Genomic DNA, 16030 nt, shown 5'->3' with positions numbered 1-16030 from the left:
GGACATGCAAGTAACGCGCCGTCGCAGGCGTGGCGGGAAGAAAGAACTCCGCAGATCCCGCAAGCTGCGCTTCGTCACGGCAGGGGCGACCACGGTCGCTCTCGTCGCCGCGGGCTCGGGCATCGGCCTCGCCTCCACCAAGCAGTTCGGCACCGACCAGGTCGGCCAGGAAACCGAGAACGGCCTGACCATCTCCAGCGACCAGTACCTCAAGCCGATCGGCGAGCGCCTGGTCCTGCCGAACGGCAAGATCATGTCCTCGACGGTCAGCCCGGACGGCAGCCACCTCGCCGCGCTGACCACCGACGGCGGCATCGCGCTGACCATCGTCGACCTGAAGAGCTGGAAGGTGCAGCAGCTCGTCGGCAAGGACAAGAAGGCCGACCTGCAGCTGCCCGGCAACGACGTCGGCCAGGAAGGCCCGTCGTACTCGCCGGACGGCAAAACGCTGTGGCTGGGCCAGATCGACGGCTACCGCAAGTTCACCGTCAACCCGGACGGCACCGTCGCGAACCCGACGTTCGTGCCGATCCCGGCCGACGGCTCGAAGCATTCCCTCGCCGCGGGCGCGATCTTCTCCGCGGACGGGTCCACTGTGTACTCCGCGGTGAACGGCCAGAACCGGGTCGTCGCGATCGACGCGGCCAGCGGCCAGATCAAGCAGAGCTGGACCGTCGGCAACGCGCCGCGCGCGCTGGTGCAGATCGGCAACCGGATCTACGTCAGCAACGAGGGCGGCCGCGCGGCGAAGCCGGGCGACACCACGATCAACTCGTACGACACTGACATCGTCGCCGACCCGAAGACCGCGGCCGCCACCACCGGCACGGTCAGCGTGATCGACCTGGCGAACCCGTCCGCTCCGGTGAAGAGCATCGACGTCGGCCTGCACCCGACCGCGTTGCGCGCCAAGAACAACACCCTGTTCGTGGCGAACACCGGCGGCGACAGCGTTTCGGTGATCGACACGCAGCGGGGCGTCGTGGTGCAGACCATCGCGACGCAGCCGTGGCCCGAAGCGCAGGTCGGGTACGAGCCGACCGACATCGCGCTCACCGACGACGGCCACCTGCTCGTGACCCTCGGCCGGGCCAACGCGGTCGCGGTCTACCGCTACTGGTTCCCGCAGGCCCCCGCCGCGTTCATCGGTCTGCTGCCGACGGATTACTTCCCGTCTGGTATCTCCGCGTCGGGCAACAACATCCTCGTCGCGAACACCCGCGGCATCGACGCCCGCCGCCCGACCACCGCGGCCGGGCACGCCACGCACGACACCACGTCGAGCCTCCAGCGCTTCACCCTGCCGGCCGACTGGCAGACCTGGACGCAGACGTCCCAGGTGTTCAAGCAGAACGGCTGGACGCCGGGTTCGGTGCAGAAGGCGAACGGCAACCGCAACGTCAAGCCGGTTCCGGTCCCGCAGCGGCTCGGCGACCCGTCGACGATCAAGCACGTTTTCCTGCTGGTCAAGGAAAACCGGACGTACGACCAGCTCTTCGGCGACATCGCGAAGGGCAACGGCAACCCGGCGCTCGCGCAGTTCGGCCAGGCGGTCACGCCGAACCAGCACGCGCTGGCCAACCAGTTCGGCCTGTACGACAACACCTACGACATCGGCACGAACTCGGCCGAGGGCCACAACTGGCTGATGCAGGCGGACAACCCGGAGTACACCGAGTCGTCCGCGGGCGAGTACAAGCGCAGCTACGACACCGAGGACGACGCGCTGGGACACCAGCGCAGCGGCTTCCTGTGGACCGGGGCGCAGGCGGCGGGCAAGACCGTCCGCGACTTCGGCGAGTTCCACCAGTTCCTGACCAAGCCCGCGGACGCGAGCTGGCAGAACCTGTACTGCGACTCGAAGAACATGGCCGCGACCGGCGCGCCGACCGCGTACCCGCTGGTCTCGTCGTCGCCGATCCCGTCGCTGAACAGCGTTTCGGTTCCGGGCTTCCCGAAGTTCGACACCGCGGTGCCGGACCAGTACCGGTACGAGATCTGGAAGAACGACTTCGAGAAGAACGGCCCGGCGGACCTGAACATGTTCTGGCTGTCGAGCGACCACACCGGCGGGCCGCCGAGCCCGGCCGCGCAGGTCGCCGACAACGACCTGGCCGTCGGCAAGATCGTCGACAAGATCTCGCACAGCCAGTACTGGAAGGACTCGGCGATCTTCGTGGTCGAGGACGACTCCCAGGCCGGGCTGGACCACGTCGACGGGCACCGGGCGCCGATCCAGATCATCAGCCCGTACGCCCAGCACGGCAAGACCGACAGCCGGTACTACTCGCAGATCACCATGATCCGCACCATCGAGCAGATCCTCGGGATCCACCCGATGAACCAGAAGGACAGCGCGGCCACCCCGATGGCGACCGCGTTCACGCCGAAGCCGGACAACACGCCGTTCACCGCGGTGCCGAACCAGACGTCGCTGACCGCGGGTCTGAAGACCCCGCCGTCGTGCGGCACGGACAACGTCCCGACGGCGTCCACCGCGGCGGCGTCGGCGGCGGTGCCCGCGGACAAGCAGCAGCTGGCGCAGCAGTGGCAGCAGTGGCAGGCGCAGCAGAAGCTGACCGGCCCGAACGCCACCGCGGACTACGCCAACCCCGCGCAGATGGACCACTTCACGTGGTACCAGGTGCACGGATGGACCCAGCCGTATCCGGGCGAGGACAAGATCTTCGCCCCGGACCAGGTGCCGGGTGCGTTCATTCCGTCGGCCGATTCGGACGGCTGATTCGTTAGCTCAACGGGGAAAGCCCCTGTCCGCTTCGCGCGGGCAGGGGCTTTCTTCGGTTCGGCTGGGCAGCGGAGTGGTCGGGCCGGGGAGGTCAACGTCCCCGTTTTCCAGCGCTTGCGCGTGGTATCTCACTGCGCGTTCGGTGGTCGGCCACTGGTGGCGGTTGGTGCCCGGGAAGACGGTGCCGTGGTGCTCAGAGCGGGGCGGGCGAAGTGTCCGGAGTGGATCGGAGCTTCCGTGGGATCTCACCGTGCGTGGGGCAGTGGGCCAGTGACGGCGGTTGGAAATCTTGCGAAAAGTGCCGGTGTGCAGGACGCGCCTGCCTCGGCAATCCGCCTGCGGAGGGCGGTCGGAAGTTCTGGGCAGGCCGGGCGGGCCGGGCGGTTCGGCGACGAGGGTGCCGCAGTGGCGCGTGTTTCGCCGCCGAACCGTTGCCCGCGGCCGGTCAGGACCCGGTGTGCTGCTCCGGGGCCAGCGAGTTCCCCGGCGGGATGTGGCCGCAGCTGGACGGCGCGGCCTTGCCGGCGAACCGGTCGTTGAGCCACGCGATCGCGGCCGGGGCCCACACCGGGACCGCGGTGGAGTGGCTGAGCGCGTCGTACTGCGTGTACTCGATCGACGTGTTTCCGGTGTCGCAGTACTGGTTCGCGAGCGCGCGCACGTCCCCGGCCACCATCACGCCGTCGCCGCCGCCGATGCCCGGTTCGTTGCTGACCGTGCCTTCGAGCGCGCCGTTGCTGGCCTGCGCGATGAACCCGGGGATCGAGGGCGTCGCCGCCGAGCCGATGTTCACCTTGTTGACCGCGTCGACGAACGGCGGCACCGAATCCGGGTCCGCGTACTCCGGCTTCACCAGCTTCTGCCAGGTCAGGCCGGGGTAGTGGCCCAGCGCATCGGCGATCGACGCGTGCTCGAGCTCGGCGAGCACCTTGAGGCCGTACTCGCTGGCGTACGGCTTGAGGTCGATGCCGTAGCTGCGCGAGACGCCGATCAGCGCCATCGGGATCACGCCCGACCAGACGGGGCTGCCGCTGACGTACTTGAGGTTGTGCGCGGGGTCGACGAGCACCCCGCCCTCGGCGAACCCGACGAGGTTCTTCTCGACCTCCGGCGCGTAGCTCCCGGCGATCGCCGAAGCCCAGCCGGTCGCGATCGCACCGCCGGAATAGCCGAGGAGGCCGAATTCAGTGGATTCGGTCAGGCCGGTGCCGGGCGCGTGCGTCGCGGCGCGGATCGAGTCCAAAGTGGTCTTGCCGTATTCCGGACCGGCGGCGAAATCGGCCGTCGGGCCCTCGGTGTCCGGGATGACGACGCTGTACCCGAGCGCGAGCGCGGGTGCGATGAGCAGCGACTCCGCGTTCGGCAGCACGCCGCCGAACCGGACGTCGCCGGCGATCGCGCGCGACGGTGCGTCCGCCGGATCGAGCGAATCGTACGCGGACTGGTACGACACGGCTTTGCCGTTGCTGTGCAAGGGATTGCGGACGATCGAGGTGACGTTCGCGGTGGGGTTGCCCTGGGCGTCGGCGGTCCGGTAGAGCACCTGCGTGGCCTGTACTGGAGTCGGGAAGCCGAACACGTGATATGTCAACGTCCGCGTCTTCAATACGGTGCCCGGCGCGTACGACGAAAGCGGCGTGCTGCCGTCGTAACTGTAGAAGGAATCGGCCGAAGCCGCGGCGGGCAGCGCGACGGCGGACGTGATCGCGAGAGCGGCGGCGGCGATCAGCGCACGGACGGGTTTCCGGATCATGACTCCCCTTTGAACCATGAAGTGGATCACGACTGGCGGGTAACCTACCAGCGAGTAGGTATTCGCACAACTACGGAAGGTGCTGGCAGTGCCAGTGTCGAGGGCTCAGGCAGGCTCGGCGCAGGCGGCGGCGATCGCGGCGGCGCGCTCGTGCCGCGCGGCCCGCATGGCTTGTGGGGCAAGGACTTCCGCGTTTTCGGCGAGCTGCCACAGCGCCCATTCGGCGTACCGGGAATCCGGGAAGGCCGCCTCCAGTCGCAACCATCCGTTCGTATTGATTTCTTCTCCGCGAATGGCGAGCGCGGTGCGAGCCAATTCTTCCCGCTGCTCCGGGCGAATCCGGACTAGCGCGACGATTTGGTCGCCCCCCCCGGTCCGGAACCGCGTGCTGCGTTCCTGTCGCGCCCGGCCCGGGTCCACGCGATCCGGTTGGTCGAGTTCTTCGGCGGCCAGTACCCGGGACGGCGGGTAAGTCCGGTCCTCGCCCGTCCTCGCCTCCCGGCTGGCCTTGTCGAACTGGAGGGGATCGCGGTCGCCGACCTGCGGGTTCATTAAATCGGCCACCCGCATATATCGCGATGTGATATATATGGACGGGTGACCGAACGAGGCATGTCGGAGCAGGTCTTCCTGATCCTCACCGCGCTCGCCGACGAGCCGAAGCACGGCTACGGCATCGTCCAGGCCGTCGAAAAGCTGTCCGAAAACCGGGTCCGGCTGCGGGTCGGCACGCTGTACGGCGTGCTGGACCGGCTGGTCGCCGACGGATGGGCGGAGCGGGACAAGGAGGAGATCCACCAGGGCCGGCTGCGCCGCTATTACCGGCTGACCGACCTCGGGGCCCGTACGTTGGCCGAGCAGTCTCGGAGGTTGGCCGCGAATGCCGCCGCGGCGGAGTCGGTGCTGCGGGCGCGGGGCTGGGCGCTCGGGGGTGGGGCATGAGTGCTCCCGAGGTTCGGCGTCCTTGGCCGACTGGCTTCTTGTCTAGCTCCAGCAGGTTCGCATGACCGCGCCAGAGCGGCACTATCGCCGGATGATGCGGCTTCTTCCCCGCTGGTACCGCGCCGACCGCGAAGACGAACTGGTCGGCGCGCTGCTCGACGCTCGGGAGGCGGGCGGCGGCAGCCTGGCGGAAGGGCGTGAACTGCTCGCGCTGCTGGGGCTGGGCCTGCGTGCCCGGCTGGCCGCCGGCGCGGCAGCCCCGGCTCGGGTGGTCGCTTTCGGCGACACCGTCCGCCTGGCCGCCCTGCTCGGACTCCTCTGGGGCGTCATGAAGGGCGCCGTCTCCCTCGGTCACGACTTGTACGACGCGTTCGGTTATCCACGAACGAGCGGTCTGCACGCAGCCGGTCTCGACGCCACCTTGTCGCTCTACACTTTCCCGTCGGCCGAACAGCTTTGGCGGGACGTCGCGCTGGTCGCCGCCGCGGCAGTACCTCTCGCGCTTCTCTTCGCCGGACGGCGACGCGCCGCGCGGGGAGTCGCCGGGATCGTGCTCGTCGCCGGATTCGCGGCGTTCCTTTACCAGTATTCCTTCAGTTTCAGTCCTGATCTGCTGGGCTATTTCGTCCCGCAATGGCTGCCGCTGGTGTTCCTGATCGCCGGATTCCACCGTGACGCACCGCTGCCGTCCGCGCGGAAATGGTGGCTCGCCTTGATCGGGGTCACGGCTTCGGCGCTCTGCTTCGGTTTCTTCGGCGAGTCGTATTTCCGCGGGCTTTCCTGGTTCGCCTGGGCGGCCGCGCTCGTCATCCCCGCTTATTTCGCGCTCCGGCGACGTTCGCCCGCATGGTCGTTCTCGCTCGCGTTGTGCTGTTCGCTGGTGCTGATCCAGCCGCTTGTCCTCAAGGCCACCATGGCCGCGGCCGACTTCCAGGCACTAGAGCTGGTGCAGGTGTCCCTGGTGGGCACGGGCATCGTCGCGCTGATCGCGGCCGGAATCATGGATTACCGCCGCCAGGCCCTCTAAAATCCTTCAGTAAGGAAACTCATGGACACTATGCCAAGGGTGCTTCCGCACGCCCTGAATCAGCCCGTTTCGCCGCTCGATAGCAGGCGAAGAAATAGCTGGATAATAGCCGGATCGGTTCTCCTCATCGCCATTCTCGGCTACGTCACCCGCTGGATCTGCGACGACGCCCTGATTTTCACCAGAATCGTCGAGCAGATCCTCGCCGGGAACGGACCGGTCTACAATCTCGGCGAACGAGCCGAGGCTTCCACGAGCACGCTGTGGCAATGGCTGCTCGCTCTCGCCGGATTCGTGTTCGGCCAGTCGGACACGTCGACGCTGTCCTGGATGCTCGGCCTCCTGCTCACCGCCGCCGGGTTCGGCTTCGCGGTCAGCGCGACGATCCGGTTGCACGGCGGACCCGCCGTGGCGATGGTGCCGTGCGGTGTCCTCGTGTTGCTGGGTGTGCGGCCGGTGTGGCAGTACGCGACCTCCGGGCTCGAAACCGGCCTCAACACGTTCTGGATGGCGCTCTGCTGGTGGCTGCTCGTGCGTCGGCGCGGCAACACGTCGGCTAAATCCGTTGTCACAGCGGCGTTCGTAATGGGTCTAGGCCCGCTGGTCCGTCCAGAACAGACACTGGTGGCGGCGGTATTCCTGATCGCACTGTGGTTGGTGACGAAGCCGACCTGGCGCGTCACCCTGGCCGCGGTGGCGGCCGCCGGCGCGCTGCCGGTCGGTTACGAGATCTTCCGCATGGGCTTCTACGGCATCCTCGTGCCGATGCCCGCGCTCACCAAAAACGCGAGCGAATCCTTCTGGGGACGCGGATTCGGATACGTCGGCGACTTCGTGAACCCGTACCTGCTGTGGCTGCCGCTGCTCCTCTGCGCGGTCCTGCTCGCCGGGGTCCTGCGGCGGCAGAGCAGCGACCGGATCGTCGTCCTCACCCCGGTGGTCGCCGGGGCGCTGTCGCTGGGATATCTGCTGAAGGTCGGCGGCGACTACATGCACGCGCGCATGGCGCTGCCGATCTTCTTCCTGCTGATGCTGCCGGTGCTGGTGCTCCTGGCGGCGAAGAACACCCGCGTGCTCGGCGCGGTCCTGCTGGCATGGGCGGTTCTGTGCGCGGGCATCGGCCAGTTCGTGCCGCAAGACAGCAAGCTCATCGACGACGAGCGCGGCTACTACCACGCGTGGACCGGCAAGCTGTATCCCACGGAGGCGGCGGATTTCACCCCGAGGATGAAATATCTCAAGGACGCCACCGCCCCGCGCACTCTGACCTACGAAGGCCCGCGGGAGCAGCTCCTCACCGTGCGGCTGCGCGACGACGTCCCGGCGCAGTCCATGGTCATCGGGGTATACCTGGGGACGGTCGGTGTCATGTCACCGGTGGACGTCGGCGTCGTCGACTTCTGGGGCCTCGCCAACCCGATCGGCGCCCGGTTCGAATTCCCGACGGTGAAACCAGGCCACTCGAAACCGCTGAGCAACGCCTGGCTGCTGGCGGATTACGCGGACCCGTCGGCTCCGGTCCCGAGCCCGGGCAACTTCGCCGTGCGCGCGGACGTCACCGCGGACCAGGTCGCGGCCGCCCGGCACGCGTTGAGCTGCGGCGACCTGGCGGAAATCCAGCGGTCCACCCGCGAGCCGATGACGCCGGGCCGGTTCTGGGCGAACCTCACCGGAGCCGTGCACCGGACCGGGGTGACAGTCCCGCCGGACCCGTTCGCCGCCGAACGCACCTTCTGCGGCGGTCCGTGATCCGTCCGGTGGAACTGCTCTTGCCCAGGTCAGAGCGGTAGCGCATGCTGGAGCCCGCAGGGACGCGGCGGAGGTGACACCGATGGCGGCTGAGCCGACGTTGATCGGGTCCGTGCAGCGCGCGCTGCACCTGCTCGACGCGGTCGGCGCGAGCGAGCGGCCGGTCGCGGCGAAGGTGCTCGCCCGCACGGTCGGGCTCCCGCTGCCCACGACGTATCACCTGCTGCGCACCCTCGTCCACGAGGGATACCTGTGCAAACTCGACGACGGCTACGCACTCGGCAGCCAGGTCAGCGAACTGCGGCAGCACACGTCGCTGCACGCGCTGCTGCCGAAGATCCGCCCGGTGCTGCGAGCGCTGCGCGACGAGGTCCACGGCGCGGCCTACCTCTCGCTGTACTCCGACGGGGACATCAAGCTCATCGACATCGCCGACGGCCCGACCGCCCCGTCGGTCGACCTGTGGGTCGGCGTCCACGAATCGGCCCACGCGACGGCGTTCGGCAAGTGCATCCTGTCCGGCCTCGACAGCGAGGGCCGCCGGGATTACCTGTCGCGCCACCAGCTGGCGGACCTGACGCCGCACACCATCACCGACAGCCGGGTCCTGGAGCAGCGGCTGTCGCAGAGCGGTGATGTATTCAACGACCGCGAGGAGTATCTGCTCGGCACCGCGTGCTTGGCGACGACCGTGCGCACGCCGGGTGCGTTGGGTGCGGTGGCGATCTCCCTGCCCGCGCGACGGCTGGGCTCCGCGCCGCTGCAGTCGTTGCGGCGAGCAGCCCAACGGGTGTCCCGCGCACTAGCCGTCACACACTGAACCGGCCGGTTATCACCATCTGAAATCCCGCCCGTTGTCCGCCGGGAAAAGCCCGGCGAAAGTGGCCTCCAGAACGAACGGGAGGTCCCATGGAAGCGCAGGGCAGGCTGGACCTGTACCGCACGATGGTCCTGATCCGCACCTACGAGGAGGCCATCCTCCGCGAGTACCACGCCGACAAGAAACCGGTCTTCGACATCGGCGCCGGCCTCGTCCCCGGCGAGATGCACCTGTCCGCGGGACAGGAACCGGTGGCGGCGGGCGTGTGCGCGCACCTCACCGGCGACGACGCGGTCACCGCGACGCACCGGCCGCACCATTTCGCCATCGCGCACGGCGTCGACCTCGACCGGATGACCGCTGAGATCTTCGGCCGGACAACTGGACTGGGCAGAGGCCGCGGCGGGCATATGCACCTGTTCGACCCCGCCGTGCACTTCTCGTGCTCCGGCATCATCGCGGAGGGCTACCCGCCTGCACTCGGGCAGGCGCTCGCGTTCCAGCGCCGCGGGACGGACCGGGTCGCCGTCGCGGTCACCGGCGAGGGCGCGGCGAACCAGGGAGCGTTCCACGAATCGCTGAACCTCGCGGCGTTGTGGCAGCTGCCGGTGGTTTTCGTGGTGGAGGACAACGACTGGGGCATCTCGGTGCCGCGCAGCGCGTCCACGTGCGTCACGTCGAACGCGGACCGCGCCGCCGGGTACGGGATTCCGGGCGTGCGCGTCGAAGACAACTCGGTCGAGGCGGTCCACGAAGCCGCCGGCCAGGCGATCACGCGGGCTCGCGCTGGTGAAGGACCCAGCCTGATCGAGGTGCACACGTTGCGGTTGTGGGGCCACTTCGAGGGCGATGCACAGGGTTATCGGTCCGATTTGGACGGTGTGCCCGGCCGGGATCCGTTGCCTACCTATGAGAACCAGCTGCGCGCCAGTGGCGACCTCGACGACGCGAAGGTCGCGGGGTACCAGGCAGCGGCCAGCGAACGAGTCGAAGCGGCGATCGCGTTCGCCAAGGAAAGCCCCGAACCGGACCCCGCCACCGCGCTGGACTTCGTGTTCGCGCGAGCCTGACGACACAGCGAGGAGAAGCAGCAATGACGCTCACCGAACCCTCCGCGCCCGCCGGGCGGAAACTCAGCACCGCGAAGGCCATGGTCGAGGCCATCGCCCAGGAAATGGACCGCGACGAGCGGGTGTTCGTGCTCGGCGAGGACGTCGGGTCCTACGGCGGGATCTTCAGCTCCACCACGGGACTGCTCGACCGCTTCGGCCCGCGCCGGGTGCTCGACACGCCGATCTCCGAGACCGCGTTCATCGGCGCCGCGATCGGCGCGGCGGTCGAGGGGCTGCGGCCGGTCGTCGAGCTGATGTTCGTCGACTTCTTCGGCGTCTGCATGGACCAGATCTACAACCACATGGCGAAAATCCACTACGAATCCGGCGGGAACGTGTCCGTGCCGATGGTGCTGACCGCCGCGGTCGGCGGCGGGTACTCCGACGGCGCGCAGCATTCCCAGTGCCTGTGGGGAACCTTCGCGCATCTGCCCGGGATGAAGGTCGTCGTGCCGAGCAATCCCGCCGACGCCAAGGGATTGATGACCTCCGCGATCCGCGACGACAACCCGGTGGTGTACCTGTTCCACAAGGGAGTCATGGGCTTGCCGTGGATGGCGAAGAACCGCCGTTCGATCGGGCCGGTGCCGGAAGGCGACCACGAGGTGCCGATCGGCAAGGCGAACGTCGTGCGCCAGGGCAGCGACGTCACCGTCGTGACGCTGTCGCTGTCGGTGCACCACGCCCTCGACGTCGCCGACGAGCTCGCCGGGCAGGGCGTCGACTGCGAGGTCGTGGACCTGCGCAGCCTGGTCCCGCTCGACACCGACACGATCCTCGATTCGGTCGGCAAAACCGGCCGGTTGCTCGTGGTCGACGAGGACTACCTGTCGTTCGGCCTGTCCGGCGAGGTGATCGCCCGCGTCGTGGAACGCGACCCGGCCCTGCTGCGGGCACCAGCCGCGCGCGTAGCGGTGCCGGACGTGCCGATTCCGTACGCGCGTCCGCTGGAGTACGCGGTGCTGCCGACGCCGGCGCGGATCCGCCAGGCCGTGCTCGACCTGGTGGGCGCATGACCGACGTGCCGTTCCCCGTCCTGTCCGAGAACGACCCGGACGGCGAGGGCGTCCTCGCCACCTGGTTCGCCGCGGACGGCGCGACTGTCCGCGAAGGCGAGCTGATCGCGGAAGTCGCGGTGGACAAGGTCGACGCGGAGGTCCCGGCCCCGGCTACCGGCGTGGTGCGGTTCCTGGTGGGGGAGGGCGAGGTGGTGAAGCAGGGCGCGCCGATCGCCCGCATCGAATGAAGACGCACGGGTCGCCCCGTGCCGGCGACGGGCTGCCGCCGGGTCCCACCGTTGCCCGGCGGCGGCCCGTGTGCCGCGCTCAGACGACGTTCGCGAACTGGCCCGGCTGGTACAGCCCGGCCGGCGTGCGCACGATGACGTTCATCCGGTTGGCCGCGTTGATCAAGCCGATCAGGCAGATCAGCGCGGCCAGCTGGTCGTCGTCGTAGTGCTCGCGCGCCTGTGCCCACGTCTCGTCCGAGACAACACCGCGGTCCGCGATCCGAGTGGCTTCCTCGGTCAGCGCGAGCGCGGCCCGCTCGGCGGGAGTGAACACGGTCGCCTCGCGCCAGACGGCCACCAGGTGCAGCCGTTCCGCGGTCTCGCCCGCCGCAGTGGCGTCCTTCGTGTGCATGTCGGTGCAGAAGCCGCAGCCGTTGATCTGGCTGGCGCGCAGCGAAACCAGTTCCTGCGTCGCCTTCGGCAGCGACGTGTTGTGCAGGAGCATGCTCAGTCCGGCGAACCGCTTGGCGAGCGACTTGCCGAGGTCGTTGTTCATCATGTCGAACCGGGCACTCATCAGATCCTCCAGTGTGGTGAAGCGGATGCCCATGAGATGCCGGCCGCCCTCCGGATGTGACAACTCGGGAGGTGACCCGCGTCGCACCCGGAAAACCGGTGGCTCGGGGGCCGCGCCGGGACGCAGAATGCGGACATGGCCGACCAGGGCGCGACCGCGCGGGCGACCGGGCTGAGCCTGGTCTCCTGGACGCTGTTCGCGAGTTCCGGTCCGCTCGCCAAGGCGGTGCTGGACGCGGGCTGGAGCCCGGCGGCGGTCACCGCGGTCCGGATCGGGCTGGCCGCGCTCTGCCTCGCGCCCGGCGTCACGCTGCTGCGGCCGAGGGCGCTGCGGTTCCGGCGCGGCGAAGTGTGGCTGCCGCTCGGCTACGGACTGCTCGGCGTCGCGGGCGTGCAACTGTTCTTTTTCGTTGCGGTGTCCCGGATTCCGGTCGCGGTCGCGATGGTGCTGGTGAACCTGTCGCCGGTGCTGGTCGCACTGTGGGTGCGCGTCGTCCGCCGGACGCGGCTGTCCCTGGCGGTGTGGCTGGGCATCGCGCTGGCGATCGCCGGGCTGGTGCTGATCGCCGGTCTCGGACCCGGGGCGAAGCTGGATTTCCTCGGCGTCGCGGCCGGAATGGCGTCGGCGGTCTGTTCCGCCGGATACTTCCTGCTCGGCGAACGCGGCGCGCAGCGGCACGATCCGCTCGGGATGACCGCCGCGGGGCTGGCGGTCGGAGCTGCGGCGACCCTCGCGGTCAGTCCATTGTGGACTTTAATGATCGCCTCGCGCCCGGTATCGCTCGGCGGCGCGACGATTCCGGTCTGGCTGGCCCTGCTGATCCTGGCGGTATTCGGCACCGTGCTGCCGTACCTGGCCGGGCTGCACGCGCTGGGCGGCTTGCCGGTCGCGCTGGCCGGAGTGCTGGCGCTGGCCGAACCCTTGGTCGCCGCCCTGCTCGCGTGGCTGCTGCTGGGCCAAGCTCTCGGCCCGACCCAGCTGGCCGGGGTCGCGGTGCTGCTCGGCGGCGGAACGCTGGCACAGAAGGGAAAACCCGCCCCGCGGCCGGAACTGGCCGCGGGGCGGGCGAACCCGGTCACATCTTCGCGGCGCCGGCCTTGATCGCCTCGCGGATCCGGGAGTAGGTGCCGCAGCGGCAGACGTTGCGGATCTCGTCCAGGTCGGCGTCGGTGATCTCGCGGCCCTTCGCCTTGGCCTCCTTGACCTTGGCGACCGCGGCCATGATCTGGCCGGGCTGGCAGTAGCCGCACTGCGCGACGTCGTGCTCCAGCCAGGCCTCCTGCATCGGGTGCAGGTCGGCCTTCACGGTGTCGGGCAGGCCTTCGATCGTGGTGATCTCGTCGGTGGCCTTGATGTCGGCCACCCGCACCGAACACGGGTTGAACGCCTTGCCGTTGAAGTGCGACGTGCAGGCCTTGCACACGTTGATGCCGCAGCCGTACTTCGGGCCGCGGACGCCGAGCACGTCGCGCAGGACCCACAGCAGCCGCACGTTGTCGTCGACGTCGACGGACACCGGCTTCCCGTTGAGGATGAAGGTGTGCTTGCTCATCGTGCTCCTCAGTAGGTGTGGCTCAGGCCGTCGGTCGGCGATTCGGGGACGGGCGGAACGAACGACTTGACCTCGAAGCCGATCGGGTCGTCGTGGTTGATCGGGAACCGCTTCGGGACCTTCCCGGTCGCGCGGGCGTACGCGCACGCCACGGCCGCCACGGAACAGGCGACGCCCGCCTCGCCGCCGCCGCCGGGCTGCTCGCCGTTGGACGGCATCGCGATCGCGGTGAAGTCGTGCGGGATGTTCCACTGCCGGGTGTAGAAGTAGTTGTCCCAGCTGGCTTCCAGGAAATGCCCGTCCTTCAGGTGCACACTGCTGGTGAGCGCGAGCGCCAGCCCGTCGGAGAAACAGCCCATCATCTGCGCTTCGAGCCCGCGCGGGTTGATTACCAGCCCGGCGTCGATCGCGATGACCGCCTTCGTCACGCGCGGCCCGGTGACGCCGTCGCGCACCTTGCGGTTGACCGTCTCGGGGCGGCAGTCGATTTCCACCAGGCAGGCGCTCGCGCCCTTGTATTCCTTGTGGATCGCGATGCCCTGCGCGGTGCCCGGGGCCATCTTCTTGCCCCAGCCGCCGACCTCGGCGACCTTGCGCAGCACGCCCTTCACCTTGTCGTTCTTGAGGAACTCCATGCGGAAGTCGTACGGGTCCTTGCCCATCGCCTTGGCGAGCATGTCGACGACCAGCTCGTTGGCGCAGCCGACGTCGGGCGAGTAGACGTTGCGCATCGACCCGGTGTTGAACCGCTGGTCGGTTTCGGTGAGCGTCTGGTCGACGACGCCGAAGTTGTACGGCATTTCCTGGCTCAGCACGAAAACCGCCTCGGCGACGCCGAGGTTGCCCAGTCCGGTCGGGAGTTTCGTCGCGACCGAGGTGAGCATTTCGCCGAGCCCGTGCCGGAACGACGTCTCGACCGAGGTGTGCCGCTGCTCGAAGGTGAGCACGTTCCCGGCGAGCACGGTCGCCCGGATGCGCGACGTCGCCATCGGGTGCAGCCGTCCCTGCCGCGGTTCGTCGGCGCGGTGCCACATCAGCCGCACCGGCTTGCCGAACGCCTTCGACGCCTGCGCCGCTTCGACCGCGTGGTTGCCGAACAGCTTGTGCCCGAAGGAACCGCCGCCGGTGACGACGTGGACCTTCACCTTGCCCTGCGGCAAGCCGATCGCCTGCGCGACCTCGCCTTGGGCGACGATCGGCGACTTCAGCCCGGCCCAGATCTCCGCGCTGCCGTCGCGGACGTCGGCGACCGCGCAGTACGGCTCCAGCGCGGCGCTCGACCGGAACATGAACTCGAAATCCGCCTCGACCGTCTTGGTCAGCACCGGAACCTTCGGCACGGCCAGCGGAAGCTCGGCGCGGCGCAGGTTGGCGAGCACGGACTCGTCGTTCTCGCCCTCGGCGCTGCCGGGACCCCAGTCGACCTGCAGCGCGCGCACGCCGTCGATGCACTGGCCGAACGTCTCCGCGCGGACCGCGACGCCGGTCGGGATGATCGCGACGTCGGTGACGCCGGGCAGTTTCAGCACGTCGGCCTTGTTGCGCACGGCTTTCGGCGTGCCGTTGAGCGTCGGCGGGCGGCAGATCATCGTCGGCAGCGCGCCGGGGATGTCCAGGTCCATCGCGAACTGCTTCTTGCCGGTCACGATGTCGAGCGCGTCGAGCCGGGTCTGCGGCTTGCCGAGCACCTTGAACTCGCTGGAGCCCTTGAGCTTGCTCGGATCCAGCTGCACCTGCTTGGTGGTGCTGGACGCGGCCTTCGTCGCCAGTTCGCCGTACGTCGCCGTCTTGCCGTTGGGCGCGGTGACGACGCCGCCCTTGACGATGAACCGTTCCGCGGTCCCGCCGAGCAGGATGGCCGCCGCTTCGAGCAGCTGCTGCTTGGCGATCGCGGCGGCGACGCGGATCGGCGTGTAGGTCGAGACCGTGGTGTTCGACCCGCCGGTGAGCTGGTTGAACAGCAGTTCCGGACGCGCCGGGGCGAGCGTGACGTGCACCTTCTCGACCGGAAGGTCCAGTTCCTCGGCGATGATCATCGCGGTCGAGGTGGTGATGCCCTGGCCGACCTCGGCGCGCGGGATCTCGAACGAGGCGCTGCCGTCCTTGTTGATGGTGACGGTGATCAGCTGCGACGTCGGGAGCCCGGCGTCGGTGAGCGCGTCGTTGAGGTCGTACAGCTCGGGCGGCTGCGGAGCCGACGGGACGGCGGCCGCGGCGGGGGTGGAGAGCCCGACGTCCGCGGCGACGACGAGGGTCCCGGCCGCGACGACGTACCCGAGGAACCCGCGCCGGGAAACGCCCGCGCGCTCCTTCCCGGTGTCCGGCTCGGAGTGACTGAGAGTCACGCTGATTCCCCTTTCGAGGTAAGGACCGCGTGCCGGACGGCAACACGTGCACGCGGGTGGTGGTGATGGACCACCTTGCCGGGTGAATCGGGGCTTGAGTGTTCAAGTTCTGTACAGCGGCAGCGGAGAGCGATGGTTATCCTGCTGCGCGTCACCAACGAAGGTGGAGATCCGCGTGA

General features: G+C 68.9%; 14 protein-coding genes. 9 read left to right on the top strand and 5 right to left on the bottom strand.

The window, feature by feature from the left end:
- The first annotated feature begins 4 nt into the window (after positions 1 to 4).
- Positions 5 to 2743, top strand: coding sequence for a bifunctional YncE family protein/alkaline phosphatase family protein (locus SSMG_RS29185; protein ID WP_009081976.1), 2739 nt, complete (start codon positions 5 to 7; stop codon positions 2741 to 2743).
- Positions 2744 to 3191: 448 nt separating this feature from the next.
- Here SSMG_RS29185 and SSMG_RS29180 read toward each other — a convergent pair whose 3' ends face one another.
- Complete coding sequence (locus SSMG_RS29180) at positions 3192 to 4499, bottom strand: lipase family protein (protein WP_037715199.1); 1308 nt, start codon at positions 4497 to 4499, stop codon at positions 3192 to 3194.
- Positions 4500 to 4604: 105 nt separating this feature from the next.
- Positions 4605 to 5051 carry a WYL domain-containing protein gene (locus SSMG_RS29175; protein WP_050788311.1) on the bottom strand — a complete coding sequence of 149 codons (447 nt, stop codon included), beginning with the start codon at positions 5049 to 5051 and terminating at the stop codon, positions 4605 to 4607.
- A gap of 60 nt (positions 5052 to 5111) precedes the next feature.
- Between SSMG_RS29175 and SSMG_RS29170 the strand changes: the two genes are divergently transcribed.
- From SSMG_RS29170 to SSMG_RS29140, 7 genes are all read left to right on the top strand, one after another.
- Complete coding sequence (locus SSMG_RS29170; protein WP_037715196.1) at positions 5112 to 5441, top strand: PadR family transcriptional regulator; 330 nt, start codon at positions 5112 to 5114, stop codon at positions 5439 to 5441.
- Positions 5442 to 5502: 61 nt separating this feature from the next.
- A complete protein-coding gene (locus SSMG_RS29165) occupies positions 5503 to 6468 on the top strand; it encodes a hypothetical protein (protein WP_009081969.1) in 966 nt (321 codons plus the stop codon).
- Positions 6469 to 6507: 39 nt separating this feature from the next.
- Positions 6508 to 8217, top strand: coding sequence for a glycosyltransferase family 39 protein (locus SSMG_RS29160; protein WP_199841098.1), 1710 nt, complete (start codon positions 6508 to 6510; stop codon positions 8215 to 8217).
- A gap of 82 nt (positions 8218 to 8299) precedes the next feature.
- Positions 8300 to 9037 carry an IclR family transcriptional regulator gene (locus tag SSMG_RS29155; RefSeq protein WP_037715194.1) on the top strand — a complete coding sequence of 246 codons (738 nt, stop codon included), beginning with the start codon at positions 8300 to 8302 and terminating at the stop codon, positions 9035 to 9037.
- Between the two features lie 89 nt (positions 9038 to 9126).
- The gene (locus SSMG_RS29150) at positions 9127 to 10107 is read left to right on the top strand and encodes a thiamine pyrophosphate-dependent dehydrogenase E1 component subunit alpha (RefSeq protein WP_009081964.1); all 981 of its coding nucleotides are present in this window, start codon (positions 9127 to 9129) and stop codon (positions 10105 to 10107) included.
- A 23-nt stretch (positions 10108 to 10130) separates the two neighbouring features.
- Positions 10131 to 11165 (top strand): alpha-ketoacid dehydrogenase subunit beta, encoded by a 1035-nt coding sequence (locus tag SSMG_RS29145; RefSeq protein WP_009081963.1) that lies wholly within the window; start codon positions 10131 to 10133, stop codon positions 11163 to 11165.
- Positions 11162 to 11395 (top strand): biotin/lipoyl-containing protein, encoded by a 234-nt coding sequence (locus SSMG_RS29140; protein ID WP_009081962.1) that lies wholly within the window; start codon positions 11162 to 11164, stop codon positions 11393 to 11395. Before SSMG_RS29145 ends, SSMG_RS29140 begins: the two co-directional genes overlap by 4 nt.
- Before the next feature lie 79 nt (positions 11396 to 11474).
- Here the strand turns inward: SSMG_RS29140 and SSMG_RS29135 are convergent, their stop codons facing one another.
- Positions 11475 to 11954 (bottom strand): carboxymuconolactone decarboxylase family protein, encoded by a 480-nt coding sequence (locus SSMG_RS29135; RefSeq protein WP_009081960.1) that lies wholly within the window; start codon positions 11952 to 11954, stop codon positions 11475 to 11477.
- 135 nt (positions 11955 to 12089) lie between these two features.
- Here SSMG_RS29135 and SSMG_RS29130 point away from each other — a divergent pair, with 135 nt between their 5' ends.
- A complete protein-coding gene (locus tag SSMG_RS29130) occupies positions 12090 to 13055 on the top strand; it encodes a DMT family transporter (protein WP_009081957.1) in 966 nt (321 codons plus the stop codon).
- Here the strand turns inward: SSMG_RS29130 and SSMG_RS29125 are convergent.
- Positions 13030 to 13506: a (2Fe-2S)-binding protein gene (locus tag SSMG_RS29125; RefSeq protein WP_009081955.1), complete on the bottom strand. Its 477-nt coding sequence runs from the start codon at positions 13504 to 13506 to the stop codon at positions 13030 to 13032. The two genes, SSMG_RS29130 and SSMG_RS29125, sit on opposite strands and share 26 nt — an antisense overlap.
- A gap of 8 nt (positions 13507 to 13514) precedes the next feature.
- Positions 13515 to 15851, bottom strand: coding sequence for a molybdopterin cofactor-binding domain-containing protein (locus SSMG_RS29120; protein ID WP_009081953.1), 2337 nt, complete (start codon positions 15849 to 15851; stop codon positions 13515 to 13517).
- Between the last annotated feature and the right edge of the window lie 179 nt (positions 15852 to 16030).

Source organism: Streptomyces sp. AA4 (assembly GCF_000158875.1).
In the GTDB taxonomy this organism is placed as follows: Bacteria; Actinomycetota; Actinomycetes; order Mycobacteriales; family Pseudonocardiaceae; genus Amycolatopsis.
This window is presented reverse-complemented; position numbering and strand designations above follow the sequence as displayed.